Consider the following 26,719-nt stretch of genomic DNA (forward strand, 5'->3'; position numbering starts at 1 on the left):
GGCCCCGGCTCTCGCGCTCGACTGCGGCCGGCCGGCCCGCGTCATGTCGCTCACGAGGCGCGCCCCACACCCGCATAGCCGGAGAACGCGAACGGATCCTCCTGCTCGGGTGGTGTCTCGGGCCGCCAGTGCGGCATCTGCACAAGCCCTGGGTCGACCATCTCGTACCCCTCGAAGAAACGCGCGATCTCGTCGCGCGTGCGCATGACCAACGGATTGCGGATGTTCCGGTAGACCCCGACCGTGCCCGCCGTCTGTTCGTCGGGCAACGGTACGCCGTCGTACGAGGCGTGGGTGACGACCAGCAGGCTGCCGGGCGCCAGGGCGTCCCGCAGCTCGGCCACCGCGGCGTGCGGGTCGTCCGCGTCCTCCACGAAGTGGAGGATCGCCACGAGCAGCAGGGCAACGGGACGCTCCAGGTCCAACAGCCCCGTCAGGTCGGGGTTGTTGAGGATCTCCCGGGGTTTGCGAAGGTCGGCGGAGACCACGGTCGCGGTGTCGTTGCCGTCGAGCACTGCGCGGCTGTGTGCGACGGCGACCGGATCGTGGTCGACGTACACGACCTTCGCCCCTGAATATTCCCTGTGTGCCACTTCATGAACATTGCCGAAGGTGGGAATTCCGGACCCAATGTCGAGGAATTGGGTGACGCCCTGATCGACGGCGTACCGAACGGCCCGCCGCATGAAGGCACGATTCGCCTGCATGATCTTGGGGAGCCCCGGCATGAACTCCATGGCCTTGCGGGCCGCTTGCCTGTCCACCTCGAAGTTATGCGATCCGCCCAGGTAGAAGTCGTAAATACGGGACACGCTGGGCTTCGTGATGTCGATGCCCGGCGGGGCCCAGGCGGGTCGATCCATCGTGTCTCCAAGGCGTAGGCGAGCCGGTGTTCGAGCCGAGGCTACTGATCGCTCGCCAACGGGTCGAGCAGAACCGGAAATTGCTCATCCGTTCTCGGTCACTGCCTGCGGCATGTGCACCTGCAGCTGCACGTGCACTTGGCTGATTGCAGGTGCACACACCCGCAGGCCCCTTCTCCGCCGATGACGGGGAAAGGGCCTGCGGGGTCGGCCGGTTGCGATGGTCCCGGCATTCACTCCTTCACCTTTCGTGTACTATTTCGCCGCGCCGACCAGCTTCCCCTCGGGTGATACGGCGTACCAAGTGCCGCCCACGCCCTGCCCGTTGGTGTCACCCGGCTTCTTGTCGCCGGAGAAGGTGTAGAGCGGCCAGCAGTCGATGGTCTGCTGCCTGACCCCGTCAGGCCGGTCGAAGACGACGAAGCCCTTCTTCAGGACGCCCTCGGTGTCGTTCTTCTCCACGGGCTGCACGACGGGCCAGTTCTCCAGGCAGTCGCCGGTGCAGGCGGACTTCATGGGCCAGGCGGAGTCCTTCTTGAAGCGGTAGACGGTCATGCCGTTCTTGTCGACGACGACCTCGCCGAGCTGGGGGTCCTTGCGGGTCGAAAGGCCCGGCAGGTCATCGGCGCCGCCCTCGGCCGCGCCACCGGCGTCCGCGCCACCGTCCGCCGCGGGCGCGGCCTTCTTGCCGTCGGGGGCCGCCGCGAACCAGGTGCCGCCCACGCCCTGGCCCTTCGCGTCGCCCGGCTTCTTGTCCGCGGCGTAGCGGTACATGGGCCGGCCCGCGATGGTCAGCTGCTCGGTGCCGTCCTCGCGGGCCACCGAGCCGAGCAGGGACGCGTCGACACCGGGGGCCGCCTTGGCACCCTCGGCGGCGACCACGGGCCAGGTCTCCGCGCACTCGCCGACGCAGGCCGACTTGGGCGGCTTCGCGGTGTCCTTGTCGAAGCGGTAGAGCGTGAACCCGGCGCTGTCCGTGACGACCTCGCCGAGTTTCTTGCTGTCCCACACCGCGAGCTGACCTGCGGATTTCGCCTCGGCACCGGAGCCCGTACCGCCTTCCGCGCCGTATCCGTCGCCGTAGCCGCCCTCCGCGGGGGCCGCGTTGCCCACGTTCTGTCCCTCTGCCCCGTCGCCCGCCTGGTCCTGACCGCACGCCGTCGTCAGCGCCAGGAGGGCAGCAGCCGTCAGCGCGACCGAGGCGCTCCGCCAGGTGTTCATCCGTTGTCAACTCCCGTTGTCGTAGAGGCTCTTGCGACGCCGTGTGCGTCACGTATGGCCCTAGGTACGGAAGCGGACGGCCGCCGTGTTCAACCCGCCCTCAAGATTCTTTCGGTACGTGCGGTACGCGAAGCGGCACGCTCGGTGCCACGCCCCGGGCACGCGCCCCGGGTCGCCGCGGCTGCGTGCCGATGCCGGAATGGCCGATTCTCGCCGCTCGGCCCCCGGAAGATCTCACCGCCGGGCCAGGCGGTTCCCCGCTCCCCCGAGCTGCGGAGCCCGCCGGACTGCCGCACTCTGAGGTCATGGCCTGGCAAGCGCCCATAGTCGTGTTTCCGCTCGTGGCAGGGGAAGGGCGGCGGATCAGCGTGCGGGGGCAGCCCCTCGGCGTCGCGCACAGCGACCGCGAGCTGGTGGAGTTCCTGCGCGGCGCGGGGCTCAACGAGGCCGATGTGGCGCTCGACGACCCGCACCTCGTGGAGTGGCGCGGCGGGCGGCCGCACGAGTGGCGGACAACCGGCTCCGGTCACACGACGTAGCGAAACGTCCGGTCTCACCCGATCGGACGCCCGGGCCGAAAGATGCCGAGAGATGGGAACGATGTCGTGCAGGTGCCGTTGGCGGCGGGGCCGCTGGACTGGTCGCTGGTCGGCGGTGCCGTTCCGCTCGCCCTGAAGATCCTCGGCGTGGTCTCCCTCATCGGCCTGGTCTTCTCCCGCAACCGCCGCTGGTGGACCCGACTGCTGCCGCTCGCCCTGGTGCTCGCCGCGCTGCTCACGATCCTGGTGAAGATCGCCGTCAACGACTGGTGGAAGCCGTTCCCCGACGATCTGCCCACCGAGATCCTGTTCTGGATCGGCATCCTCTTCGCGGGCCTGTGCATGGCCCTCTTCAAGATGCCGCTGCTGCGCTGGCGCGGCCGCGCTGGAGCTCTGGTGGCCGCGTTCCTGGTCGCGGTGTTCGCGGCGAATCAGTGCAATATCTTCTACGACAACTACCCCACGTTCCGTACCATGCTGGGCCCACAGGACACGGTCAGCCTCAAGGACGCCGCCGGCGGCAAGGACTCCTCCGTACTCGAAGTGCCCGAGGGCAAGACGATCTCCGAGGTGTGGAAACCGCCCGCCGGACTCCCCGCCAAGGGCGATGTGGCCAAGGCGACGATCCCGGGCACCAAGTCGGGCTTCAAGGCGCAGGATGCGTACGTCTACGTGCCGCCGGCCTACAAGGCCGCGCAGCGCCCGCTGCTCCCGGTCCTGGTCCTGATGGCGGGCCAGCCGGGCGCCCCGGAGAACTGGATCACCTCGGGCCAGCTGCCCGACATGCTGGACGCCTTCGCCGCGCAGCACCAGGGACTCGCCCCCGTCGTGGTGGTCGCCGACCAGCTGGGCTCCCCGTTCAAGGACCCGCTGTGCATGAACTCCCGGCTTGGCAACATCCAGACGTATCTCGCCGAGGACGTACCGGCCTGGATCACGAAGAACCTGCAGACCTCCACCGACCGCAAGCAGTGGGCGATCTCGGGTCTGTCCAACGGCGGCACCTGCTCGCTGCAGATGGCCGTGAACGCCCCGGAGCGCTATGGCGCCTTCATCGACATCTCGGGCGAGTTCCAGCCGACCAACGGCAGTGTGCAGAGCACCGTCAAGCAGGCCTTCGGCGGTGACGCGGCGGCGTACCACAAGGTGAACCCGGCCGATGTGATGAAGCGCCAGAAGTTCCCCGACACCGCCGGTGTCTTCGTGGCGGGCCTGGACGACCAGCCCTATCTCGGCCAGGCGCGCCAGATCTTCCAGGTCGCCAAGGGCGCGGGCATGAAGGTCGAGCTGGTCGAACTGCCCGGCAATCACAGCTGGCAGGTGTGGCGGCCGGGCCTGGAGCAGCAACTGCCGTGGCTGGCCCGCCAGACGGGCCTGATCCGCTGACGCCCGGTACCCGCGCCGCCCGGCACCCGGCACCCGGCACCGGCACCCGGCCCCGGCGCACGGAGACCGGTGAGCGCGAAGGCCGCGGCAGGCGCCGAAACCCCCTTGAGCGCGCGTTCCCCTGGGCGGCGGACATCCATGCCCCATTCGCCCGACAGCGATCGCGGCCACCGGAGCGGTTCCCTAGCGTTTCGGGCATCGAGGTGCATTACCGGTTGAAGCGGAACAGGTCCGCGCCTGCTCCTCGGGGACCCGGAGGATTGCTCATGCGCGCGATATCCCTCGCCGCCACGGCCCTCGTCACCGCCAGCGCCCTGACCCTGGCCGCTCCCACCGCACAGGCGGCCGTGACCGCGGAGGGCGACATCACGTCGTTCGGCTTCAGCGTCACGCCCTCGACGATCGCCGCGGGCGGTCAGGTCACGCTCAAGGTGGACGACTGCGACTCGGAGGCCACCGCCACATCGGGCGTCTTCGACATGGTCAAGATCCCCAAGGGCCAGACGGCCACGGCCACCGTCGACTGGGACGCCAAGCCCGGCGCGATGTACACCGTCACCTTCGACTGCGGCGGCGAGAAGGGCACCACGGACCTCACCATCGCGACCGGCGGCGGCAGCACCGGCGGCAGCAGCACGGGCGGGATGAGCACCGGCGGCACGCACACCGGAGGTACGCATCACCGGGGCGTGAAGGCCGGTATCGGCGGCAGCCTGAGCGATCTGGACTTCGGGGAGATCGCCCTGGGCGCCGCGCTGATCGCGGGCGCGCTCGGCTCCGCGTACTACTGGGCCCGGCGCCGCCCGGCCGGGGACGACGCCTGATCCGGCGGCCGCCCAACCACCGTGCGGAACACAGTGCTTCGCCCCGGGATCCGCACCGATCCCGGGGCGAAGCACTGTGCGTCAGGACCGCGAGGTCCGTCCGAGGCGCTCCGTCACGCCCTGGACTCGCCCCGGCGGCGCAGCCAGAACACACCGCCGCCGATGACCGCGGCGGCCACGAGGGAGCCGCCGATGGCCATGTCGGTGGACGTGGCACCGGACTTGACGCTGCCGCCCTCACCGCCGTGCGCACCGCCGTAGACGGTGAGCGCCTGGCTCTTGGTCACGCTGGTGCCGCAGGTGGCCGTCACGTCGTGGGCGCCGATGTGCGCGTTGTTGCCGATGGTGACGTTGGCGGTGGCGACGCCGCCGTTCCAGTTCAGCGGGGTGTTCGGGAAGGCCGACGACGAGACGTGGCCGTTGGTCCGGCACTCGTGGGCGTTGACCATGACCGAGACGGACCCGCCGCGGTGCGTGGTGCTCGGCGAGACGGTGATGGAATTCCCGTCCCAGGCGCTCGCCGTGGGCGCTGCGAGCCCGATGAACGCACCGGCGGCGACTGTGACCGCGAGGGTACGAGATGTACGCATGAGGACCTCCGCGGGAGCGCGCCCCGGGGAACCGTCCCCGGGCAGTATTGGCGAGAGCGCCTCCCAGACAGACCCTCAGGCGCCGTGTGCGGACCCGCATTTCGGGGCTGGTCCGTCCTGGTGAGCGACACGCCGGGGCGGCATCCCGCAAAGCGGAGTACCCGCAGGTCACGGACCGTCAGAAAATACCTGCGGCGAGCAACTCGGATGGCGCACCGGGTGCCCTCGCGCCACCCGTTCGCCCTCGCTCTGTCGCCCCTTTCCCGCCGGGCACTTAGCGTTCTTGCATGCGCAACGGACGCGGCAGGACAGTCGCGTTGAGAGGGGATAGAGAATGCCTTCGTCCCAGTCCGCCGAAGAGGAGGAGCCGCAGAAGAAGCGCGCCCCGTGGGGAGTGATAGCGCTTGTTCTGCTCACCGGCCTCGCCCTGATACGGAATGGCTCCGGCGAATTCGCCGTAGGACCCCCGCAGCCGGCTTCGGCGGCGGCGGCCGACAGTCGTGTGCACGGACAGACCCGGGACACCGGCCCGGCGCCGCTGCCGTTCTCGCTCGCGGACCGCGTCAAGATCCCGGCGATCCAGGTGGACGCCCCCATCCAGCCCGTGGGCCTGGACGCGGAGGGCTGGGTGGACGCGCCGCCCGCCGAGGACCCCAATCTGGCGGGCTGGTTCACCGGCGCGGTCTCACCCGGCGAGAAGGGCACGGCCGTCGTGGTGGGCCATGTCGACAACAACGCGGGTCCCGCGGTCTTCTACGGGCTCGGCTCCCTCAAAAAGGGAAACCGCGTCGAGGTCAAGCGCAAGGACGGCCGCACGGCCGTATTCGAGATCTACGGCATCGAAGTGGTCGACAAGAACAACTTCCCCGGCAACAAGGTGTACAGCTCCAACGGAAAACCGGAACTGCGGGTCATCACCTGCGGCGGCGGATTCACCAAGGAGAACGGCTACGACGGAAATGTCGTGGCGTTCGCCCGTATGGTGAAGACGGTGTGACCCGGGGCCGTCGACACCGTGTTCCGTCACCACGCGGAAAGCGCCGGGCGGGCCGAATCGATCGGCCCGCCCGGCGCTTCGTAACCCCTGGCTCCTGGGGCTCCTAAACACCCATACGGCTCGGCACCCCGATCCGGTAGCCCTCGTCCAACAGCCGTGGCAGATACGTCCGCAGGGCCTGCACGCTCTGGGAGCGGTTGCCGCCCGCGTCGTGGGAGAGGATCACGACGCCCGGTCCGGCGCCGCTCAGGACGCGTCTGACGATGGTGCCGGTGCCGGGCTCGCGCCAGTCCAGGGTGTCCACGGTCCACGCGAGCGGCTCCATGCCGAGTTCGGCGCCGATCTGGAAGGCCGCCCGGTTCCAGGCCCCGTAGGGCGCGCGGAACCACAACGGCGGCTCCCCCACGGCGTCCTCGACCACATCGCTGGTGCGCTCGATCTCGTCGCGGATGGACGGTCTGCGAAGCCGGGTCAGCTGCGGGTGCGTCCAGGTGTGGTTGCCGATGGTGTGCCCGTCGTCGGCCATCCGCCGCAGCAGATCGGGGTGGGCATCGGCCATCTCGCCGCACACGAAGAACATCGCGCGCACATCGTGCTTGCGCAGGGTGCGCAGGATGTCGGGGGTGTAGTTCGGGTCGGGGCCGTCGTCGAAGGTCAGGACCATGGCACGGGAGCGGCCGCCCATCCGCAGAATCGGCTTGCTGCGCACGGGGGTTCGGCCGGCCGCCGAGCGCTGCGGTCCGGAGCCCGTCATGGGCTGCAGGCGGTACGTGGAGGGCTTCTGCGGGCGGGCGGCCTGCGCGCCCGCGGCAGGGCCGGGTGAGGAGGAGGGGCGGGCGGGTGCTCCGGACCGGTCGGTGCCGACGCAGCCCGCGGTGGCCGTCAGGGCGAACAGGGCGGCGCCGCGCAGGAGTACACGACGCCCCGGCAATTCTTCCTTTTTCATGACTAATGCGTCGCACGGCCGTGCCCCGGCGCCTCACATCAACACGGGGCAGGGCAGGAAAGCACCTGATGGGACCGGCTCGGGATGCGCGATCTCCCGTACCGGGGTAGAGGGTTCAGGTGTACCGGGCACGAGGGTTCAGGCGTGCCGGGCGGTGGCTTTCAGCGGCGGCGCACCAGCGGGAACGGCAGCGTCTCGCGGATGGTCAGGCCGGTGAGGAACATGACGAGCCGGTCGACGCCGATGCCGAGGCCGCCGGTGGGCGGCATCGCGTATTCGAGGGCGTCGAGGAAGTCCTCGTCCAGCTCCATGGCCTCCGGGTCGCCGCCCGCGGCGAGCAGTGACTGCGCGGTCAGGCGCCGCCGTTGCTCGACCGGGTCGGTCAACTCCGAGTAGGCCGTGCCCAGTTCGGTGCCGAAGGCGACCAGGTCCCAGCGTTCGGCGAGCCGCGGGTCGGTGCGGTGCTGGCGGGTCAGCGGGGAGACATCGGTCGGGAAGTCCTTGTAGAACGTGGGGAGCTTGGTCTTCTCCTCCACCAGTCGCTCGTACATTTCGAGGACGACGTCGCCGCGGCCGTTCTCCACGGTGTACGGCACCTCGGCGCGGTCGCAGTGGCGGTGCAGCTCGGGCAGTTCGGTGTCGGCGGTGATCTCTTCGCCGAGGGCCTCGGAGATCGCGCCGTAGACCGTCTTGACGGGCCACTTCCCGGAGATGTCGTGCTCGACCAGCTTCCCGCTCTCGTCCGGCTTGTGGGCCACCGCCCGGCCGAACGCGGCGGTCGCGGCGCCCTGGATGAGCTCGCGGGTGAGGTTGAGCATCACGTCGTAGTCCGCGAAGGCCTGGTAGGCCTCCAGCATCGTGAACTCGGGGTTGTGCTTGTAGGAGACGCCCTCGTTGCGGAACGTGCGGCCCATCTCGAAGACCTTCTCCAGGCCGCCCACGCACAGGCGCTTCAGATACAGCTCGGGGGCGATGCGCAGATAGAGGTCGAGGTCGTAGGCGTTGATGTGGGTGGTGAAGGGGCGGGCGTTGGCGCCGCCGTGGATCTGCTGCAGCATCGGCGTCTCGACCTCGAGATAGCCGCGCTCCAACAGGCCCTGGCGCAGCGCCTGTACGGCCGTCGAGCGGTGGCGTACGACGTCGCGGGCGTCGGGGTTGGCGACCAGGTCGACATAGCGGCGGCGCACCTTGGCCTCGGGGTCGGACAGTCCGCGGCGCTTGTCGGGCAGCGGGCGCAGGCACTTGCCGGTGAGCTGCCAGTCGGTGACGAAGACCGACAGCTCGCCCTTGTCGGAGGTGCCGATCTCGCCGTTCGCGGTGATGTGGTCGCCGATGTCGGTGGCGGCGGTGAAGCCGTCGAGGGCCGCGGCGTGCTCACGGGTGAAGGCGAGCTGCAGATCGCCCGACCAGTCGCGCAGGACGGCGAAGACGACGCCGCCGAGGTCGCGGACGAGCATCACACGGCCCGCGACGGTGACCGTCTGACCGGTGCGGGAACCGGGCGGCAGGGTGGCGTGCGCATGGCGGATCTCGGCGAGGCTGTGGGTGCGCTGGGCGATGCCCACGGGGTAGGGGTCGATGCCCTGGTCCTGCAGCCGCTGCAGCTTGCGGTGGCGGATCCGGACCTGCTCGGGCAGGCCGGCGGTGGGGTCCTTGTCGGCGGCGGACTCCTGGGCGCCCAGGCCGAGTTCGTCGATGGACGGCAGGCCCGCGGTGGTCGAGGGCTGCACGAACCGGGCCTGGTGCCCGTTGCCCCACAGCTTGCGCATGCTGGGCACGGACACAAAGCCCTCGGCGATACCGGAGGCCAGGGAGATCCTGGCGAGGGAGCCCGCGTCGCCGTAGCAGATGAAGCGCGGGTACCACTCGGGGTCGTACTTGGCGTTGGAGCGGTAGAGGGCCTCCAACTGCCACCACTTGGAGAAGAACAGCAGCAGCTTGCGCCACAGGCGCAGGATGGGGCCCGCGCCGATGCGGCCGCCCTCTTCGAAGACGGAGCGGAACACCGCGAAGTTCAGGGAGATCCGGCGTACCCCCAACTTGCCGACAACGGCGCACAGTTCGGCGACCATGAACTCCATGACGCCGTTGGGAGCACTGCGGTCGCGGCGCATCAGGTCGAGCGAGATGCCGTCCTTGCCCCACGGCACGAAGGAGAGCAGGGCCAGGAGCTTGCCGTCGGCGTCATGGCACTCGACGAGCAGACAGTCGCCGTCCTGCGGGTCGCCGAGCCGGTCGAGGGCCATGGAGAAGCCGCGCTCGGTCTCGGTGTCACGCCAGGCGTCGGCCCTGTCGATGATCTCCTCCATCTCCGCGTCGGAGAGGGTGGAGTGCCGGCGCACCCGGCAGGTCGCGCCGGTGCGCTTGACCCGGTTCACGGCCTGGCGTGTGACCCGCATGTCGCGGCCGTCCAGGTCGAACTTCTGGACGTGCAGGATCGCCTCGTCGCCGAGCTGCAGGGCGCCGAGTCCGTGCCGCGCGAAGGCCTTCGCGCCCTCTTCGGAGGCGCCCATCACGGCCGGCGCCCAGGCGTACCGCTTGGCGGCTTCCAGCCACTTCTCGATGGCCTGGTCCCAGGCACCCATGTCCCCCACGGGGTCGCCGCTGGCCAGGCAGACGCCGGCCTCGACGCGATAGGTGACGGCGGCCTTGCCGCTGGGCGAGAAGACGACGGCCTTGTCGCGCCGGGTGGCGAAGTAGCCGAGCGAGTCCTGTTCGCCGTACGCCCCGAGCAGCGCCCTGATGCGGGGCTCCTCGTCGCCGTGCAGGGAGGCTTCCATGCGCTGCGAGCGGAACAGGGTGAGCGCGGCGTGGATCAGGGCGAGCGCACCGAACAGGCCGAGCAGGAAGTGCAGGAACCGGGGCGGGAACCCGTCGAACTGCCGGCTGGAGACAAGGCCGCCGAGCACCCGGTTGGCAGCCCACAACAGCCGCTGCCCGGTGACGAGGGTGCCGGGAAACAGCGTGACCAGGCCCCAGCCGACCAGGATGGAGGTGCCGAGTCCGGCGGCGAGCACCCCGAGGGCCCGCAGGAACGCGCCGCGCCGGGTGGACGCGTAGAACTCTCTGTGGGCCAGGACGAACACCACGAGGGCGATACCGCAGACGATCGCGGAGGGCAGGGCGGCCGCCCAGTCCCCCTGGGCGATCATGACGCCGTCCCAGATCAGCAGGATCGACAGATAGGCGACGACGAGCCGCCAGGCGATGGTCTTGCGGGACGCACAGGCCGCGGCCAGGAGGAACAGGAACACGGCGTACGCGAGGTTGCCGCTGACCGGCACGGTGGCGTGGTCGAGCCCGCGGGTGACCGGCAGGAGCAGCCGGCGTAGCGGGGCGATGATCGCGATGGCCGCGCAGTAGACGCCGAGCAGTGCGAAGAAGGTCCCGAACACCTCGGGGACCCTGCCGAGCCAGCCGGGGTCACGGGGTCCTGGGGTCACTTCCCGTGACGGGCCGGTGGCCGCGTCGGCTATCGGACGGCCGGATTCCTCCACGCTGGCACTCATGGTCCGACTCTAAGAACGAGACAGCCGCCCCGCCCGTCGAGCGGGGCCCGGTGGGTTACCCGCAGCCCTTGCTCCGCTAGCCTCACGGCTGTGACGGAAGACAAGTCCCACCAGTTCGAGCGGGGTACCGACGGCCCCAAAGTGATCGTCGTGGGCATCGACGGCTCCGACTCGTCGCTGCGGGCCGCGGCCTATGCCGCCGGGCTCGCCCGGCGCCAGCGGGCGCTGCTCGCGGTCGTCTACGTACAGCCGGTGATCACGGCGGGCGCGGCGCTCGGCGCACCGGTCGCGGAGGCCACCGACGAGATCGCCGAGTCCCTCATCACCGAGATCCGCGATGCGGCCGAGCGGGTGAAGGACATATACGACGTGCGCTGGGAGTTCCACACCTTCCGCGGCGACCCCTACAACGGCCTGGTCGAGGCCGCGAACGAGCTCACCGCGGACGCCGTGGTGGTCGGCGCTTCGGAGCAGGCGGGCCACCGTCTGATCGGCTCCGTGGCGGTACGCCTCGTGAAGGCGGGCCGCTGGCCCGTGACGGTGGTTCCCTAGCCGTCCGGGCAACTCTCTGCCGCGGACACGTGTGCCGTCTTCCGTCACAGGCCCATCTCGGCCATCATGATCCGCCGTCAGCCACTGCCGTCCGCGACGAGGTGAGGCTCATGGCCGGGCTCCGCATGGGACAGGGCGTTCTGCGCCGCAAGCCCATCGAACAGATCGAAGAGGGCGGCGCAGCCTCTCAGCTGAGCAAATCGCTCGGCTTGTGGCAGCTCACCGCCATCGGCGTCGGCGGCATCATCGGGGCGGGCATCTTCAGCCTCGCCGGTGCCGTCGCCAACGGCACCGCGGGCCCCGCGGTGCTGCTCTCCTTCCTGATCGCCGGCGTCGCCAGCGCCGCCGCCGCGTTCTCGTACGCCGAGTTCGCGGGCATGATCCCGAAGGCGGGCTCCGCGTACACCTATGGCTATGCCGTGCTCGGTGAGCTCGCGGGCTGGTTCATCGGCTGGGATCTGCTCCTGGAGTACACGGCGATCGTGGCGGTGGTCGCGATCGGTATCTCCGGCTACTTCGGCTTCCTGGTCGAGGAGCTGGGCGCCGAGCTGCCGGCCTGGATGATGGGGGCGCCGGGCACGGGCGCCGGGCACAAGGTCGATCTGTTCGCGGCCGTCCTGTGTCTGTTCATCGCGTATCTGCTGACCCTCGGGATCAAGAACGCGGCGCGCTTCGAGACCGTCGTGGTGGTCCTGAAGGTCCTGGTCGTGCTGCTCGTGATCGCCGTGGGCGTCTTCCATATCGACACCGCCAACTACAACCCGTTCTTCCCGTACGGCGTGGGCGGGGCGTTCACCGGTGCGGCCACGGTCTTCTTCGCGGTCTTCGGGTACGACGCGATGTCGACGGCCGCCGAGGAGTCCAAGGACGCCCAGCGCCATATGCCGAAGGCGATCCTGTACTCGCTGGCCATCTCGATGGTGCTGTACGTCCTGGCCTGCCTGGTTCTGACGGGCATGCAGAACTACAAGGAGGTCGACAAGGAGAGCGGCTTCTCCACGGCCTTCAAGTCGGTGGGGCTCGGCGGTCTCGCCGATGTGATCGCCATCGGCGCGATCATCGGCATCCTCACGGTGATGTTCACGTTCATGCTGGGCGTCACGCGTGTGTGGTTCTCGATGAGCCGTGACGGACTGCTGCCGCAGTGGTTCGCCAAGACGCACCCGACCCGTCATGTGCCGACCCGGGTCACCTGGATCGTGGGGGTCGCTTCGGCCGCCATCGCCGGGTTCCTGCCGATCGGCGAGGCGGCCGAACTGACCAATATCGGGATCCTGCTGGCGTTCGTGGTGGTGTGTATCGCGGTGATCGTGCTGCGTTACCGGCAGCCCGAGCTGCCGCGCTCCTTCCGCTGCCCCGGTATGCCGTTCGTGCCCGCGATCGGTGTGGTGTTCTCGCTCTGGCTGATCACGTTCCTGCAGTGGCAGACGTGGGCGCGGTTCGCGGTGTGGTTCGCGGTCGGGCTCGTCGTCTACTTCGCGTACTCGTACCGGGCGTCGAAGATGAACCGCCCCGACGAGGCCGCCGACGCTCCCTGATCACCGCGCGCCCCGTCCCGTCACTCCCCCGCGGCCTCGAGGGACTTCCGGAATTCCTCCTTCATCCGGTCGAGTCCCTTGGGGCCCCACTCCTGCCAGAACGGCTTCCACTCGCTGATCTTGCGGCGGCCCGCGACGATGTCGTTGACGAGGTCGTTGGACTCCGTCTGCATCCGGCCGAAGCGCTCGGTGTACGCGTCCGAGTAGTGCCCGATCGTGGCGTTCGGGACGGCCGTGGCGAGCAGCTTCTTCTCGACGGCGTAGATGTCGCGCACGTCCTGGACGCCCTCGTCGCCGGGGAAGCTCGCGGGCTGCAGTACGAACGGCGCCGTGGTGGCCGTGGTCAGGCCGCTGTAGAGGCCCTCGACCTGCTGCTTGCCCTGCTTGGTGCGCTGCGGGAAGCCGTCCTTGTCGTACGTGAAGTCCGTGCCCTCCGTGCCGAATTCAAGGAACTCGCGCTCCTTGGTGCCGAACGGCGCCGCCAGGTAGTTGAGCACGTCGAGGAGCATCCGTACCCGCTTCTCGCTGCCCTTCTTGATCGCCGTGTAGCCGATGGTGCCGAAGGCGTGCAGGTGGGCGTTGGCCTTGTGTCCGTCGGCGTCGAAGGGGATGAGGATCTCGGCGCCGAGGGCCGGGTCGTTGATGCGGGTGTCCTTGCGGGCGCCGGCCGGGTTGGCGTACACGCAGGCGCCGATCCTGCCCTGCGCCATCTTGACGTAGGCGTCGGCCATCTTGGGGTCGCCGGGGTAGAAGACGCCCGCCTTCTTGAGCTTGACGACGAAGTTCAGGGCCTCCAGGAACTCCTCGGACTCCATGTGGTACGAGACTGAACCGTCCTTGGCGCGGGCCCACTTGTTGGGGCCGCCGAAGCACTGGCTCAGGACGCTGACGGCGTTGACGTAGATGGGTTCGAGGGCCCAGACATTGCCGCCGGTGACCTCCTTGCACTTGTCGAGGAACTCCTCGGTGCTGCGCGCGGAGAATCCGTCGGCCTTCTGCCAGATCTCGGGGTTGCCGCCGTAGACCTGGCCGAGGGCCGGGTAGGGGCTCGGGGCGCCCCAGATACGGCCGTTGACGACGGCCGTCTTCCAGTGCGCGGGCGTCATGTTGGCGAGGTTCGGATAGTCCTTGACGGCGTCCCCGGAGACATACTCCGTGAGGTCGGCCATCTTGCCCTCGAGCAGCTGGGCGATGTGCTGCAGGCCCTGGTTCGGCGGTATCCACATCAGGTCGGGCAGATCGCCCGCGGCCACGATGGCGGGGAACTTCTCCTCGTAGCCGGGGTCGGTGCCGAGGATCGCGGTGAGTTCCACGCCGAGGGCCTTGTCGACCTGCCGCCAGTGGTCGTTGGAGCCCTTGGAGAGCGGCGGCTGCACCCAGATCTCGGTGAGCATCGTGACCTTGGAGCCGTCGCCCGGTGTCCTGGTGACACTGCGGACCAGCTCTTCGGGGTACGAGAGGAAGCCCGCCGACAGGCCCTTGGCGTTCGCCGCGAGGTCGGGCTTGACCTTGGTGAAGGGCGCATACGAGGGCAGCTTCACCTTGGCCGACGCGGCCTCGCCCTTACCCGCGGCGGAGGAGCCGCAGCCGGTGAGAGACGTGGCGGCGGCGCCCGCCGCCACGGCGGTGCTCAGGCCCAGGAACCTGCGTCGGGACATACCGGTGGTCATGGGGATCTCCGCAGTAGGGGGGGAGGGTTCGGGGTCAGCCCTTGATGGCGCCGGTGAGCACGCCCTTGGTGAAGTACTTCTGCAGGAACGGGAAGAGCAGCAGGATCGGGATGAGGGCGAGCATCACGACCGCCATGGAGATGGACTGCTGGGGCGGCATATGGGCGAGGCCGAGCTGATCGCCGGTGATCTGCTTGCCCTGCACGACATAGCTGCGCAGGACGACCTGGATCGGCCACTTGCCGGAGTCGTTGAGGTAGAGCATCGCGTTGAAGAAGGCGTTCCAGTACGTCACCGCGTAGAACAGGCCGACGACCGCGATGACGCCCTTGGACAGCGGCATCACGATGCGGGTGAGGACGCGCCAGTCGCCCGCGCCGTCGATCCGGGCCGCCTGGTACAGCTCTTCGGGGATGTTCATGAAGAACGCCCGCAGGACGACGAGATTGAACGCGCTGATCAGGCCCGGCAGGATCAGCGCCCAGTAGGAGTCGAGCAGCCCGAGCTCCTTGACCAGGACGTACATCGGGATCATGCCGGGCGCGAAGAGCAGTGTGAACAGGACCATCAGGAGGATGGGCTTGCTGCCCGGCACTCCGCGTTTGCTCAGTGCGTAGGCCAGGCCGATCGTGGTGAGCAGGGAGAGCGCCGTGCCCGTCACGGTGATGCCGACGCTGACGAGGACGGCGCGGGTGACCAGGCCGCCGGACAGGATCGTCGTGTACGCCTCGAAGGTGGGATCCGTCGGGAAGAGCACGAACCCGCCGGCCTCGGTGATCTCCTTGCGCGATGCGAGGCTGGTGGACAGGACCGTCAGGAACGGCAGGGTCATCGCGATGACGATCAGTGTGAGCACCACCGCCTTCGAGGCCTTGCCGAGCCACGACGGCTGTTCCTCCCAGGCCGGCCGTGCGTCCTCGGGCCTGGGCTTCAACAGGGCCAGGGAAAAGGTCACTTGGTGTACACCCCTTGCTCTCCGAAGGCATGCGCGAGCCGGTTGGCACCCCAGATCATCAGGGCCCCGACGACGCCCTTGACCAGGCCTGCGGCGGCGCCGATGCCCCAGTCGCCGTAGACGACGCCGTGGTAGTAGACGTAGGTGTCGAGGACTTCGGCGGCGCGGGCGCCGACCGCGTCGCGCTGCAGCAGGAACTGCTCGAAGCCGACGGACAGTACGTCGCCGAGGCGCAGCACGAGCAGCATCACCGTGACGCCGCGCAGAGCGGGCAGCGTGACATGCCACATCCGGCGCCAGCGGCCCGCGCCGTCCACGGCCGCCGACTCGTACAGGCTCTGGTCGACGTTGGCGAGCGCCGCCAGGTAAATGATCATGCCCCAGCCGATGTCCTTCCAGATCACCTGGGCGGTGATCAGAAGCGGGAAGGTGGAGGGGTCGTTCATCACGTCCAGGGGCGAGAGCCCGTGGTCGCGCAGGAAGTTGCTGAGCAGGCCCGCGCCGCCGAGCACCTGCTGGAAGAGGGCGACGACCAGGACCCAGGAGATGAAGTGCGGCAGATAGACGACGCTCTGGATGAAGCGCTTGATCCTGCTGGAGACAAGGGAGTTGAGCAGCAGGGCGAGGGCGAGCGGCGCGGGGAAGAAGAAGACCAGCTGCAGCGCGGCGAAGGCCAGGGTGTTGCGGACCGACTCCCAGAACGCCGGGTCGGCGAAGAGCTCCTGGAAGTTGGCGAGCCCGGTCAGGGGGCTGTCCTTGAAGCCGATGAAGGGCTGGTAGTCCTGGAAGGCAACGATATTGCCGAGCATCGGGACGTAGAAGAACAGCACGAAGAAGACCAGGCCGGGCGCCATCAGGGCGAACATCACCCAGTTGTCGCGCAGGCGGCGGCGCAGCGGATGGCGCCGGCGAGGTGGTCGCGGTTCTCGTTCCGGTTTCTTGGACACGGGCGGTGACGCGGCCTGGGGCCGACGCTCTGTTGCAGGGGTGGTCACACGCGCTCCCTGGCCTCACGGCACGGCGGACGCGGCAGGGCGGCTCCTCATGGCGGGCTGCGCGGAGCGGTCCGCGCACCACATTCGGAAACCAACTTGCCGAAATAAGTGGCCACATCATGCGGTCGGTGGCGGGACCCGTCAACCCCCCGTGATTCCGGGGCCGTTGGTGCCGGGGAGCCCGGTGCCACCTTTGCGGTCCGCTATGCCGTTGTGTCCCGCTCGATGTGTTCCAGTGCGAGCAGCGCTGCCCCGATTGCGGTGGATTCCTCGCCGAGTGTGGAGGTCCGTACCACGGGCGGGCTCGGGCAGAGTTCGGCAAGGCGCCGGGCGAGCGGCTCACTGAGCAGGGCGCCCGCGCGCGAGACGCCACCGCCGACGACCACCGCCTCCGGGTCGAGCGCGGCCACCTGCGGCAGCGCGCACTCGGCCAGGGCCTCGGCGAAGGCGCGCAGCACATAGCGGGCGCCGCCGTCGCCGTCCGCCGCCGCCACGACCACATCGCGCACGGCCGACTCGCGCGTGGGCGCCTCGACGCCGCGGTGGCCCGCCGACCAGTCGAGAAGCCGCTGGTAGGCGCCGGCCCAGGCGTCGAAGGGCAGCAGCTCACCGGCGGTGCCGTGGTGGCCGCGGTGCAGCCGGCCGTGCAGCCACAGGCCGATGCCGGGCCGGTTGCCGACGTAGAGGTAGACGCAGTCCTTGAGGGAGACGGCCACTCCCCCGGTGCACTCGGCGAGCGTGGCCAGCTGGATGTCATTGCCGACGACCACCTGGCCGGGCGCGAACTCGGCGAGTGCGGCGCGCAGTTCGAGGCCGGTCCAGCCGGGCAGCGCGGTGCTCTTGGTGACCCGGCCCGCGGGGTCGACGAGCCCGGTGGTGCCGACGCCGGTGGCCAGCGGGCACACCCCGGCCGCACCGGGCATGGCGAGGCAGTCCGCCATCGCCCTGCGCACGGCGGCGAGCCGCTCGGCGGCCGGCAGGCCGGGGCTGACGGCGAGCCGTGCGCCCGCCACGGTGCGGCCGAGCAGATCGACGGCGGTGACCAGGATCTTGTGGGCGCCGATGTCCACACCGAGCACATGCCCGGCCTCGGCGCGGAAGCGGAACCTGCGTGCGGGCCTGCCCACGCCGCCGCCCTCGGGGGCGAGCTCCACCAGGCGTCCCTCGCGCAGGAGTTGGGCCGTCAGGTCCTGCGCGGTGGGCTTGGAGACACCGATCAGGGCGGCCAGTTCCGGCACGGTCACCTCGGGCCTGGTGCGCAGGGCCTTGAGCGCGGCGGCGGCGTTCAGCCTGCGCAGGAGCGAGGGGTCACCGCTTTTGGCGCCGCCCTTGGCCCCGCCCTTGGCGCCGCTCATCCGCGGCCCCGCTCGCGGCGGCCGCCCCGGCCCCGATCCCGGCCGCGGTCCCTGCACCGATCCATGACGCCCCCTTGACAGCGTGATCGTCTTCTCTCCAGGGTGACCCAGGAGATTGGAAAACTTACCTAATAAATAGCGCCCTTGGGGGAGCACGCATGGGTGAGAAGGACCATCCCGAGCTGGAGTGCGGCATCGGCTCCTGGGATCACGACGTGTACGGCAACCATCGCATTCTCGTACGCGTCGACGTCACGCGGGCACCCGCGGTCCACGCCGAACTCCCTTGGCGGCGCCGGGATCCGGAGCCCACAGAGGTCGATGTGGTGGTGCTCGCCCCGTCGGGGCGCCGGGTGCGCAACACGGTGCGCGTGGACGTCACCGCGGAGCGCGGTCTGATCGCCTTCGAGCCGGTCGAGGGCGCGGGCGACTACGCCGTGCACTATCTGCCGTACGCGCACACCGGCCGCCCCTACTACCCGCAGGCCGCCTACCGCCGCCCCGCGCCCACCGCCGACCCGGCCTGGGTGCACCGCTGCGGCCTCGACCGTCCCGCGCTCTCGGGTGAATCGCCCACCGGCGAGCCCGCGGGCCTCGCGGCCCTGCCGCGCGCCGAGGCGTTCCGCTACGAGGCCGCGAGCGCCGCCGACTCCTTCGCACCCCTGGGGTTCACCGCCACGCAGGAGGAGCGCGGGGCGCTGCTCGCGGCCCACGAGGGCGAGCCGTTCCTGCTGTTCGCCGAAGACCGCGCCCACCCGCTCGACCCCACCGGACATCTGCCCGCGCGCTGGGCCCGCGCCCGGCCCTTCGCCGCGTTCACGGCGCGGGCCGCGCGGGGCGAGTGCTACGCGCTGCAGACCGGTGTGCTCGCGGTCCACGACCTCACCGGCGTCCGGGCCGAAGTACGTGAACTGCCCTTCCCCGCACGGTGCTTGAACACTGAAGGCACGGACGCGCGCGGCCGGTCCTTCACCAGCCGCGTGGACGTCGCAGCCGGCCGCACCCAGGCGCTGTGGTGCCTGGTGGACATACCGGCTGACGCTCCGCCCGGCGTGTACGAGGGACGGATCGCCGTACGGGCGGAGGGCCTGCCGGAGCGGGTGCTGCCGCTGCGCCTCACCGTCGGCGAGGAGAGGGTCGAGGACCGGGGCGCCGGGGATCTGCACCGGCTCGCCCGGCTCGGCTGGCTGGACTCGGCACTCGCCCAGGACGACGAGACGGTGGCGCCCTTCACTCCGGTCAAGGCCGACGGCCTGCGCCTGGGCATCCTCGGCCGCTCGGTGGAGCTCGGCGATGACGGACTCCCCCGCGGCCTGACCTCCACCTTCACCCCGGCGGTCACGAGCACCGAGGGACCGGCCCGCGAACTGCTCGCCGGGCCCGTCACGCTGGACGTGGGCCGAAGCCAGGAAAGCCGGACCCCGCTCGCGTTCGACCAGCCGGGGCCCGGTCGGGTGCGCTGGTCGACGGAGGCCACGTACGCCACGGACGCCACGGACGCCGCAGGCAGCGGTCTGCGGGTGCGCACCGAGGGCGAGTTGGAGGCCGACGGCTTTCTCGTCGTCCGCGCGACCGTGACGGCGGGGGGCGACACCGAGCTCGACGACGTACGCCTCGACGTGCCGGTGCGCGAGGAGATCGCCCGGTACGCGATGGGCCTCGGCATCAAGGGCGGCGCCTGCCCGGCGGCGTACGACTGGACCTGGGACACCGCCACCCGCAACCAGGACGCGCTCTGGCTCGGCGACCCGGCGGCCGGGCTGCAGCTGTCGCTGCGCGACGAGCACTACGCCCGGCCCCTCAACACCAACTACTACCGGGAGAAGCCCCTGGTCACCCCGCGCTCATGGGCGGGCGACACGGGGCTCGGCGGGGTGCGCCTGCGCACCGCGGACGGGGTGCGGACGGTGACCGCGCACAGCGGCCCCGTGCGGCTCGCCGCCGGTGAGAGCCGGTGCTTCGAACTGCGGCTGCTGCTCACGCCGTTCAAGCCGATCGAGCCGGGCCGCCAGCTCGCCGAGCGCTACTTCCACGCGTACGCCGATCCGCGGGAGGTCGCCGACTACGGCGCGAACGTGATCAACCTGCACCACGCCACTCCCCCCAACCCGTACATCAACGACCCGCTCCTGGCCGCCGACGCGCTGCGCGCCTACACGGACGCGGCGCACCGGCTCGGCATCCGCGTGAAGGTGTACGACACGGTGCGCGAACTGACCCGGAGGACACCGGAGTTGCCGGTCCTGGCGGCGCTCGGCGACGAGGTGCTCGCCCCCGGTCCCGGTGGCGGGCACGCCTGGCTGCGGGAGCATCTGGGCGAGGGCTATGTGCCGGGCTGGGTGGCACCGGACGTCGAGGACGTGGCCGTGGTCACCTCGGGCGACTCCCGCTGGCACAACGCGTATGTGTGCGGCATCGACCGGCTGCGGCGGCGCGTGGGGATCGACGGGCTCTATCTGGACGATGTGGCGTTCGACCGTACGACGATGAAGCGGGTGCGCAAGGCCCTGGCCCGGCACGGGAGTTCGGCCCCGCTGATCGATCTGCACTCCTGCAACCAGTTCCGCGTGGCCGACGGCTTCGCCTCCAGCGCCAATCTGTACGCGGAGCTGCTGCCCTACACCGACCGGGTGTGGCTCGGGGAGCTCTTCGACTACGACGGCGACGTGCGGGGCGGCGGCACCGGTGGTGGACCCGGTGACGGGGCGGACCCGGCGTACTGGCTGATCGAGATCTCGGGTGTCGCCTTCGGCGTGATGGGCGAGATGCTGCAGGGCGGCGGCAACCCGTGGCGGGGGCTCGTCTTCGGGATGACGGCGCGGGCGCCGATGACCGATGTGCGGCCACTGTGGCGGGCCTTCGACCAACTGCGCCTTCCGGACGCCGAGTTCACCGGCTGGTGGGCCGGCGACGAGGTGCCGGTAAGGACCGGGCGCGCGGACGTCCCGGCGTCGGCCTGGCGGGGCCCGGGCGGGACGGTGACGGCTCTCGCCTCGTGGGCGCCCGGACCGGTGGAGGTCGTCCTCGACGCGGGCGGCGGCCGGCCGGTGGCGGCGTACGCGCCCGCGATCGAGGGCTTCCAGGCGGAGCGCTCCTTCGCGGCGGGCGAGCCGGTCCCGGTGGCACCGGGACGCGGCTGGCTGCTCGCCCTCCAGGAGGCCGACATGGCCCCGTGAGCCGTCACCGGCCCAGGACCGGGCCCCGTGTGAGCCGTCACCGGTCCAGGACCAGGCTCCGTGAGCCGTCACCTGCCCAGGACCGGGCTCCGTGATCGGCCCCGTGGGCCGTCACTGGCCCATGATCAGTCCCTGCTTGGCGGCGCCGCGGCCGAGCACGATGCGGCGGATGCGGTCGCGTACGTCGGTGTACTCGGCGCCGCGCTTGATGGCGGCGTTGAGGTTGAGCACCCGGCCCGAGTCCGTGTCGAAGAACTGCGGGATGTACTCGGCCTTGGCCACCTCCCAGCGGCCGCCGGGCTTCTTCGGCGGCACGAAGGTGAAGCGGCCGATCGTGCCCTGGTTGCCGCGGCCGTCGTGCGAGCCCGCATGGTTGATCATGTCGCCGGCGATCTGGTCGCCCATGCCGTACACGACCCAGGTCCCGTTGACCTTCTCGTAGGCCTGCGGGACATGGGCGTGGGTGCCGATGATCAGGTCGATGTCGGGGCGGCCGCCGCTCTGCGAGGCGGTGAGCTCCTTGGCCAGGCGCAGCTGCCTGGCGTCCGGCTGGTCCTGCCACTCGGTGCCCCAGTGCGGCGAGAACACGACGACGTCGGCACCCGCCTTCCGGGCGGCCCGCGCCTTCTCGATGACCTTGTCCTTGTCGAGCAGGTCGAGCGCCCAGGGGCGGCCCTTCGGCAGCGGATAGCCGTTGGTGCCGTAAGTGGCGGCGATATGGGCGACCTTGGCGCCGCCCGCCCGGTGGATCGTGGGGGTGAGCGCCTCCTTCTGCGTGCGTGCCGAGCCCGCGTGCTTGACGCGCGCCTTGTCGAGCGCGTCCAGGGTGCGGCGCAGTCCGTCGGGGCCGTCGTCCAGGGTGTGGTTGGAGGCGGTGGAGCAGCCGTCGTAGCCGGTGGCCGCGAGCGCGGTGGCGACCTGGGGCGGGGACTTGAAGGTGGGGTAGCCGGTGTAGTTCCCGTTCTCGCCGTAGACCGTCTCCATGTGGCAGAGCGCCACGTCGGCCTTGGAGATGACCGGCTTGACGCCGGCGAGCATCTTCGAGAAGTCATAGCCGTCGCCGTCCGCGTCGGCCGCGGCCTGCCGGATGATCGAGGCGTGTGGCAGGACGTCTCCGGTCGCGGCGAGCGTGAAGCCGCGCGCCTGCTGCCCGGCGCCGCCCGCCGGGGACGGTACGGGCGGCGGGGTGGCGGCCCGCGGCCCGGGGGCCGCCCCGTCCTGCTGTGCTGAGCACGCGGTGGCTCCGATCAGTACGGCTGCGAGAGCCGCCGCACCCTGTCGTGTGCGCGTGTGGCGCTGTGTCATCGGCCAGGCTCCGTGGTTCGTGGGGGGTGATGGCCCTACGAATCCACATTTGCCACAGACAGCTAGTCAAGCCGCAATACCGGCATTACCTCTGATAAGCCGTCAAGTGCGTCCGGTTGCCCGATGTTTGGCGGCACGTCATCACGGGGCGGCCCACCGGTCACACCCGTGTCCACGGGCCGGGGACCGCCTGGCGTAGACGAGGGAGTACGTGCCATCGGAGCGCTGCAGTACCGGTACCGTGAGGGGCCGTGCGCGCGGCCACCCGGGCGCACGGCGGCGAGTCCTCCCGAGGCGCGGCACACTTGTGCGCCACCGACCTGCGGTGAAACCGGCGGCCCGGTCAAGCCTCCGTAAAACCCCTTGCTCGCGGCCGAATTGAGTAATCGGCTACTCCAAGGCGTGTCCGGTGAGAGGGCAGGGGGCCTCGCCCGCGCACGGTCCGGAGATACCGGAGGAACCTGAGGAAGGCGATCAGGATGCCGCACAGAAGCACGAACGGCGCCGACGGCCAGGGCGACGCCGGCAGCCCAGGCGAGCTGACGGTGCCGATGGCTTGGCTCTACGCCGAGTACATCGCCGACGAGCTCCTTCGCACCGGGGAGCTCATGCCGCCCACGTCGTTCGAGTACCGGGCGGGACGCGATGCCCTCGCCCTGACGATCTTCCTCTCCGACTCGGAGGGCGAGCTGTCCGGGATCCGCGTCGTCACCCAGCTGGAGACCTGGCTCTCGCTGACCGCGTACGACAAGGCGTGGGAGGACTGGGTCGGCGAGCGCATGGACCTCTTCGAGGCGGAGGCCGTGGCGGCGGGCGGCGCGGGGCCCGACCTGGAGCTGGCGCGGGCGGCCTGGCGCTGGCTGGAGGAGACGGAGCTGCTCGCCCCCGATCTGGACGCGGCGCTCCTGGAGAGCGTGCCCGACGAGGACGAGGCCCCCAAGGTCTGGACGCCGGCCTGGCAGCTCGGCCTTCCCCTCGGGCATCTGGCGATCCATCTGTTCTGACGGTTCCGGCTTCCTCGCCGGTGCGTTGCGCGCCGGCACGTTGAGCACCGGCGCGTTGAGCGCCGGCGCGGTCCGCTGCGTACGAGAGGGCCGGAGCAGTCGGATTACGAAGGAGCGCCATGAGGGCCCTGACCCGGCACCGCGACGCGGGCGCCTACGCACTCGGGGTGCTCGACGCTCCGGAAGCCGCCCGCTTCGAGCGGCATCTGGGGCGGTGCGGGCGCTGCGCGGTGACGGTGACTCAGTTCATGCCGGTGATCAGGGTGTTGGGCCGGCTCGCCGGAGCGCGGCGGCCGCCCGTCCGACCCACGCGCTCACTTCAGCAGCCGTGACATCCGCCGGTCCGCGAGGGGCTTGCCGCCGGTCTGGCACGTCGGGCAGTACTGCAGGGACGAGTCGCTGAAGGAGACCTCGCGGATCGTGTCACCGCACACCGGGCAGGGCTCGCCGGTGCGGCCGTGCACCCGTAGGCCCGTCTTCTTCTCGGCCTTGAGCCGGCCCGCGGCCAGACCGCGCGAGCGCCCGACGGCACCGAGCAGTGTCTCGCGCAGCGCCGCGTAGAGGCCGCCCACCTCCTCGCAGGTGAGGCTCGCCGCCAGTTTGAAGGGGGACATCCTCGCCGCGTGCAGAATCTCGTCGCTGTACGCGTTGCCGATCCCGGCGATCAGTCTCTGGTCCCGCAACGCGCCCTTGATCTGCCGCCGTTCACCGTGCAGGAGCGCCCTGAGTGCCGCCGCGTCGAAGTCCGCGGCGAGCGGGTCGGGGCCGAGCCTGGCGATACCCGGTACGTCGGCGGGGTCGCGGACCACGTACACCGCGAGGCGCTTTTGCGTACCGGCCTCGGTGAGGTCGAAGCCGGAGCCGTCCTCCAGGGCGACGCGCAGGGCCAGGGGCCCCTTGCCGGGCTTCGGCGGGCCGTCGGGGAGGCGGTCCTTCCACTGCAGCCAGCCCGCGCGGGCGAGATGGGTGACCAGATGGAGGCCGCCGGCCGTCGTGAGGCCGAGGAACTTTCCGTGCCGGGTGACGGCTTCGACGACCTCGCCTTCGAGTGCCGTCAGCGGCGGGTCGTAGGTCTTCAGGACGCTCACCGCGACGGGCAGCACCCGGACGATCCGCAGTCCGTCGAGCCGCTCCGTCAGGAACTCCCGCAGCGCCTCCACCTCGGGCAGTTCGGGCATCTCCGGTCACCTCCGCACGCGGGATCAGTCCCTCTTCGGGACGATGAACTCGCACCATACGCATTTGCCGCTGCCGCGGGACTCCACGCCCCATACGTCCGCGAGACGGTCCACCAGGAGCAGTCCGCGGCCCGAGACCCCGGAGTCACCGGCCTCGCGACGGCGCGGCAGGGCGCTGGAGGAGTCCTCGACCTCGACGCGAAGGCGGCGGTCGGCGCCGCTGAGGATCCTGAGCGTGACGACGGCGGCGCCCTCGGTGTGCATGAGGGCGTTGGTGATCAGCTCGTCGGCGACCAGCTCGATCTCGTCGGCCCGGTCCCCCGAACCCCAGGCGCGCACGGCGGCGCGGATCATGTGCCGGGCCTCGGTCAGCGCCTCCGGGTCGTTCGGCGCGACATGCTCCTTGAGCCGGCCGCCGGAGGTGGGGGCGTCGCTGAGGCGGCGGCGCAGCAGGAGCAGCGCGGCGTCGTCGGCCCCGTCACGGTCCTCGACCGCCTCGCACAGCCGGTCGGCCAGCTCCCCGAGGTCGCGCGGCCCGGCGCAGACCTGCCGGGACAGCCGCTGCATACCGTCGTCGAGGTCGGCGCCCGGCTCCTCCACCAGGCCGTCGGTGCACATGAGCAGGGTCTGCCCCGGATCGAGCTCGACGGTGGTGACCGGGTATTCGAGGCGCCCGAACTCGGCGGAGAGGCCGAGCGGCAGGCCGCCGTCGACGGGCACACGGCGGCAGGTGCCGTCGATCCGGCGGATCAGCGGATCGATGTGCCCGGCGCGCACGAACTGCACGACACCGGTGGTCAGATCGGCCTGTGCGTAGAGACACGTGGCGAACCGGTCGGTGTCCAGCTCGTGCAGGAACACGGAGGCGCGGGCCATCACGGTGGAGGGCGTGTGACCCTCGGCGGCGTAGGCGCGCAGCACGATACGCAACTGGCCCATCACGGCGGCGGCATGCGTGTCGTGCCCCTGTACGTCGCCGATGACCGCGCCGACCAGGCCGCCGGGCAGCGGAATCACGTCGTACCAGTCGCCGCCGATGTCACGGCCGAGCTTCGCCGAGCGGTAGCGGACCGTGATGTCGGCGCCGGGGATCCCGGGAATGGAGCGCGGCAGCATCGCCTGCTGCAGCCCCTGGGCCAGGTCCTTGTCCTGTTCGTAGAGCATCGCGCGGGCCAGGCTCTGGGCGATGCCGCTGCCGAGGGCGACCAGGAGGTTGCGCTCGTCGGCGGTGAAACCGGTCTTGTCGCGGTACAGCAGGCCGAGGGCGCCGATGGGCCTGGCCTGCGCTATCAGCGGCAGATAGGCCGCCGAGGTGACCTCCAGGCCTTCGATGTGCGGCCACAGCAGCGGATAGGAGGCGGCGAAGTCCTCGCGGCTCTCGATGAAGCGCGGGGCGAGGGTGCGCACGACCTCGCTCATCGGGTACGGCTCGTCGATCCGGGTGAAGCGGGTACCGGGCACGAAGGCGCCCGCCGGGCCCTCGGCGACCAGATGGATACGGCCCGCCTCGACCAGGCCCATGACGAGGCTGGCGGCGCCCAGGTGCGCGAGGCCCTCGTTGTCCTTGAGTACGTCGATGACGTCCTGCACGGTGCGGGCGTATGCCAGGGCCGCCGTGGTGCCCTCCACGATGCTGGTCTGGCGGCGGGTCTCGGCGGCCTGCACCATCCGCACCCGGATGTCGCCGAGCTCCTGCGTCGCATCCCTGACGACGCCGATGATGCGCCGTGGGCGGCCCGACTCGTCGCGCCGGATGTATCCCTGCGTATGCGTCCAGCACAGGCTGCCGTCGCGACGGCGGACGCGGAAGTACACCCCGTAGTTCTCGCTGCCGTTCTTCAGGGCCTCGGAGACCATGGCGTCCAGGCGGTGGCCCTCGGAGCGCGGCACTCGGGCCGCGAGGGTCGTGGGGTCGCCGTCGTACTCGTCGGGGCGGATGTCGAAGACCTCGTGGGCGCGGGCGTCCATGTGCATCTGGCCGCTGTCGAGGTCCCAGTCGAAGGTGCCGAGGCCCAGCTTGCTGCCGTAGGTCTCCATGAAGCCGCCGCCGACCCCTGCCGGTGGCTCCTCGAAGCGGCCCGCACCGCTCCTCGCTGCGCCGGCGTTCATGGGCCCA

At 70.6% G+C, this 26,719-nt stretch carries 21 protein-coding genes; 9 read left to right on the plus strand and 12 right to left on the minus strand.

Features of this window, described 5'->3' with window-relative positions; translation table 11 throughout:
- Positions 1–50 precede the first annotated feature (50 nt).
- Both ACFQVC_RS36190 and ACFQVC_RS36195 read right to left on the minus strand, forming a co-directional pair.
- Positions 51–863 carry an SAM-dependent methyltransferase gene (locus ACFQVC_RS36190; RefSeq protein WP_381838747.1) on the minus strand — a complete coding sequence of 271 codons (813 nt, stop codon included), beginning with the start codon at positions 861–863 and terminating at the stop codon, positions 51–53.
- Positions 864–1,118: 255 nt separating this feature from the next.
- Positions 1,119–2,084 (minus strand): SCO0930 family lipoprotein, encoded by a 966-nt coding sequence (locus ACFQVC_RS36195; protein ID WP_381838749.1) that lies wholly within the window; start codon positions 2,082–2,084, stop codon positions 1,119–1,121.
- Between the two features lie 305 nt (positions 2,085–2,389).
- On the opposite strand from ACFQVC_RS36195, the gene ACFQVC_RS36200 reads away from it, so the two are divergent.
- The 3 genes from ACFQVC_RS36200 (at position 2,390) to ACFQVC_RS36210 (ending at position 4,833) form a co-directional block, all read left to right on the plus strand.
- Entirely contained in the window at positions 2,390–2,623 is a 234-nt protein-coding gene (locus ACFQVC_RS36200; RefSeq protein ID WP_381838751.1) for a hypothetical protein, read from the plus strand.
- Positions 2,624–2,689: 66 nt separating this feature from the next.
- A complete protein-coding gene (locus ACFQVC_RS36205; RefSeq protein WP_381838753.1) occupies positions 2,690–4,009 on the plus strand; it encodes an alpha/beta hydrolase in 1,320 nt (439 codons plus the stop codon).
- A 266-nt stretch (positions 4,010–4,275) separates the two neighbouring features.
- Positions 4,276–4,833 carry a hypothetical protein gene (locus ACFQVC_RS36210; protein WP_381838755.1) on the plus strand — a complete coding sequence of 186 codons (558 nt, stop codon included), beginning with the start codon at positions 4,276–4,278 and terminating at the stop codon, positions 4,831–4,833.
- Between the two features lie 113 nt (positions 4,834–4,946).
- Here ACFQVC_RS36210 and ACFQVC_RS36215 read toward each other — a convergent pair whose 3' ends face one another.
- Positions 4,947–5,423, minus strand: coding sequence for a hypothetical protein (locus ACFQVC_RS36215; RefSeq protein ID WP_381838756.1), 477 nt, complete (start codon positions 5,421–5,423; stop codon positions 4,947–4,949).
- 334 nt (positions 5,424–5,757) lie between these two features.
- Between ACFQVC_RS36215 and ACFQVC_RS36220 the strand changes: the two genes are divergently transcribed.
- Complete coding sequence (locus tag ACFQVC_RS36220; protein ID WP_381838758.1) at positions 5,758–6,420, plus strand: class F sortase; 663 nt, start codon at positions 5,758–5,760, stop codon at positions 6,418–6,420.
- Between the two features lie 103 nt (positions 6,421–6,523).
- Here the strand turns inward: ACFQVC_RS36220 and ACFQVC_RS36225 are convergent, their stop codons facing one another.
- Together ACFQVC_RS36225 and lysX are read right to left on the minus strand one after the other, a co-directional pair.
- Positions 6,524–7,366 carry a polysaccharide deacetylase family protein gene (locus ACFQVC_RS36225; RefSeq protein ID WP_381838760.1) on the minus strand — a complete coding sequence of 281 codons (843 nt, stop codon included), beginning with the start codon at positions 7,364–7,366 and terminating at the stop codon, positions 6,524–6,526.
- Positions 7,367–7,527: 161 nt separating this feature from the next.
- Positions 7,528–10,875: a bifunctional lysylphosphatidylglycerol synthetase/lysine--tRNA ligase LysX gene (lysX, locus tag ACFQVC_RS36230; protein WP_381838762.1), complete on the minus strand. Its 3,348-nt coding sequence runs from the start codon at positions 10,873–10,875 to the stop codon at positions 7,528–7,530.
- A gap of 90 nt (positions 10,876–10,965) precedes the next feature.
- Between lysX and ACFQVC_RS36235 the strand changes: the two genes are divergently transcribed.
- Positions 10,966–11,427: a universal stress protein gene (locus tag ACFQVC_RS36235; RefSeq protein WP_381838764.1), complete on the plus strand. Its 462-nt coding sequence runs from the start codon at positions 10,966–10,968 to the stop codon at positions 11,425–11,427.
- A 110-nt stretch (positions 11,428–11,537) separates the two neighbouring features.
- Positions 11,538–12,965 (plus strand): amino acid permease, encoded by a 1,428-nt coding sequence (locus ACFQVC_RS36240; RefSeq protein WP_381838766.1) that lies wholly within the window; start codon positions 11,538–11,540, stop codon positions 12,963–12,965.
- A 20-nt stretch (positions 12,966–12,985) separates the two neighbouring features.
- Here the strand turns inward: ACFQVC_RS36240 and ACFQVC_RS36245 are convergent, their stop codons facing one another.
- The 4 genes from ACFQVC_RS36245 to ACFQVC_RS36260 form a co-directional block, all read right to left on the minus strand.
- On the minus strand, positions 12,986–14,635 hold the full coding sequence (locus ACFQVC_RS36245; protein WP_381838768.1) for an extracellular solute-binding protein: 1,650 nt from the start codon (positions 14,633–14,635) through the stop codon (positions 12,986–12,988).
- Between the two features lie 34 nt (positions 14,636–14,669).
- Positions 14,670–15,590, minus strand: coding sequence for a carbohydrate ABC transporter permease (locus ACFQVC_RS36250; RefSeq protein WP_381838770.1), 921 nt, complete (start codon positions 15,588–15,590; stop codon positions 14,670–14,672).
- Complete coding sequence (locus tag ACFQVC_RS36255) at positions 15,587–16,456, minus strand: ABC transporter permease (RefSeq protein WP_381838862.1); 870 nt, start codon at positions 16,454–16,456, stop codon at positions 15,587–15,589. Before ACFQVC_RS36255 ends, ACFQVC_RS36250 begins: the two co-directional genes overlap by 4 nt.
- A gap of 332 nt (positions 16,457–16,788) precedes the next feature.
- On the minus strand, positions 16,789–17,940 hold the full coding sequence (locus tag ACFQVC_RS36260) for an ROK family protein (protein ID WP_381838772.1): 1,152 nt from the start codon (positions 17,938–17,940) through the stop codon (positions 16,789–16,791).
- Between the two features lie 158 nt (positions 17,941–18,098).
- Between ACFQVC_RS36260 and ACFQVC_RS36265 the strand changes: the two genes are divergently transcribed.
- A complete protein-coding gene (locus tag ACFQVC_RS36265; RefSeq protein ID WP_381838774.1) occupies positions 18,099–21,116 on the plus strand; it encodes a glycoside hydrolase domain-containing protein in 3,018 nt (1,005 codons plus the stop codon).
- A 111-nt stretch (positions 21,117–21,227) separates the two neighbouring features.
- Here ACFQVC_RS36265 and ACFQVC_RS36270 read toward each other — a convergent pair whose 3' ends face one another.
- Entirely contained in the window at positions 21,228–22,421 is a 1,194-nt protein-coding gene (locus ACFQVC_RS36270; RefSeq protein ID WP_381838776.1) for a CapA family protein, read from the minus strand.
- A gap of 479 nt (positions 22,422–22,900) precedes the next feature.
- Here ACFQVC_RS36270 and ACFQVC_RS36275 point away from each other — a divergent pair, with 479 nt between their 5' ends.
- Both ACFQVC_RS36275 and ACFQVC_RS36280 read left to right on the plus strand, forming a co-directional pair.
- On the plus strand, positions 22,901–23,425 hold the full coding sequence (locus ACFQVC_RS36275) for a hypothetical protein (RefSeq protein WP_381838778.1): 525 nt from the start codon (positions 22,901–22,903) through the stop codon (positions 23,423–23,425).
- Between the two features lie 119 nt (positions 23,426–23,544).
- On the plus strand, positions 23,545–23,757 hold the full coding sequence (locus tag ACFQVC_RS36280; RefSeq protein WP_381838779.1) for a zf-HC2 domain-containing protein: 213 nt from the start codon (positions 23,545–23,547) through the stop codon (positions 23,755–23,757).
- Here the strand turns inward: ACFQVC_RS36280 and ACFQVC_RS36285 are convergent.
- Together ACFQVC_RS36285 and ACFQVC_RS36290 are read right to left on the minus strand one after the other, a co-directional pair.
- Positions 23,740–24,603, minus strand: coding sequence for an Fpg/Nei family DNA glycosylase (locus ACFQVC_RS36285; RefSeq protein ID WP_381838781.1), 864 nt, complete (start codon positions 24,601–24,603; stop codon positions 23,740–23,742). The two genes, ACFQVC_RS36280 and ACFQVC_RS36285, sit on opposite strands and share 18 nt — an antisense overlap.
- Before the next feature lie 24 nt (positions 24,604–24,627).
- Complete coding sequence (locus ACFQVC_RS36290; RefSeq protein WP_381838783.1) at positions 24,628–26,712, minus strand: SpoIIE family protein phosphatase; 2,085 nt, start codon at positions 26,710–26,712, stop codon at positions 24,628–24,630.
- Positions 26,713–26,719 lie beyond the last annotated feature (7 nt).

Origin of the sequence: Streptomyces monticola, assembly GCF_042665355.1 — a bacterium.
Lineage (GTDB): Bacteria > Actinomycetota > Actinomycetes > Streptomycetales > Streptomycetaceae > Streptomyces > Streptomyces monticola.

Excerpts from the sequence above, each read along its gene's own strand:
- ACFQVC_RS36225 (WP_381838760.1), bottom strand. The coding sequence starts at position 7,366 with ATGAAAAAGGAAGAATTGCCGGGGCGTCGTGTACTCCTGCGCGGCGCC.
- ACFQVC_RS36220 (WP_381838758.1), top strand. The coding sequence starts at position 5,758 with ATGCCTTCGTCCCAGTCCGCCGAAGAGGAGGAGCCGCAGAAGAAGCGC.
- ACFQVC_RS36255 (WP_381838862.1), bottom strand. The coding sequence starts at position 16,456 with ATGTTCGCCCTGATGGCGCCCGGCCTGGTCTTCTTCGTGCTGTTCTTC.
- ACFQVC_RS36280 (WP_381838779.1), top strand. The coding sequence starts at position 23,545 with ATGAGGGCCCTGACCCGGCACCGCGACGCGGGCGCCTACGCACTCGGG.
- ACFQVC_RS36270 (WP_381838776.1), bottom strand. The coding sequence starts at position 22,421 with ATGACACAGCGCCACACGCGCACACGACAGGGTGCGGCGGCTCTCGCA.
- ACFQVC_RS36215 (WP_381838756.1), bottom strand. The coding sequence starts at position 5,423 with ATGCGTACATCTCGTACCCTCGCGGTCACAGTCGCCGCCGGTGCGTTC.
- ACFQVC_RS36290 (WP_381838783.1), bottom strand. The coding sequence starts at position 26,712 with ATGAACGCCGGCGCAGCGAGGAGCGGTGCGGGCCGCTTCGAGGAGCCA.
- lysX (WP_381838762.1), bottom strand. The coding sequence starts at position 10,875 with ATGAGTGCCAGCGTGGAGGAATCCGGCCGTCCGATAGCCGACGCGGCC.
- ACFQVC_RS36265 (WP_381838774.1), top strand. The coding sequence starts at position 18,099 with ATGGGTGAGAAGGACCATCCCGAGCTGGAGTGCGGCATCGGCTCCTGG.
- ACFQVC_RS36245 (WP_381838768.1), bottom strand. The coding sequence starts at position 14,635 with ATGACCACCGGTATGTCCCGACGCAGGTTCCTGGGCCTGAGCACCGCC.
- ACFQVC_RS36190 (WP_381838747.1), bottom strand. The coding sequence starts at position 863 with ATGGATCGACCCGCCTGGGCCCCGCCGGGCATCGACATCACGAAGCCC.
- ACFQVC_RS36240 (WP_381838766.1), top strand. The coding sequence starts at position 11,538 with ATGGCCGGGCTCCGCATGGGACAGGGCGTTCTGCGCCGCAAGCCCATC.
- ACFQVC_RS36210 (WP_381838755.1), top strand. The coding sequence starts at position 4,276 with ATGCGCGCGATATCCCTCGCCGCCACGGCCCTCGTCACCGCCAGCGCC.
- ACFQVC_RS36275 (WP_381838778.1), top strand. The coding sequence starts at position 22,901 with ATGCCGCACAGAAGCACGAACGGCGCCGACGGCCAGGGCGACGCCGGC.
- ACFQVC_RS36285 (WP_381838781.1), bottom strand. The coding sequence starts at position 24,603 with ATGCCCGAACTGCCCGAGGTGGAGGCGCTGCGGGAGTTCCTGACGGAG.
- ACFQVC_RS36200 (WP_381838751.1), top strand. The coding sequence starts at position 2,390 with ATGGCCTGGCAAGCGCCCATAGTCGTGTTTCCGCTCGTGGCAGGGGAA.
- ACFQVC_RS36260 (WP_381838772.1), bottom strand. The coding sequence starts at position 17,940 with ATGAGCGGCGCCAAGGGCGGGGCCAAGGGCGGCGCCAAAAGCGGTGAC.
- ACFQVC_RS36195 (WP_381838749.1), bottom strand. The coding sequence starts at position 2,084 with ATGAACACCTGGCGGAGCGCCTCGGTCGCGCTGACGGCTGCTGCCCTC.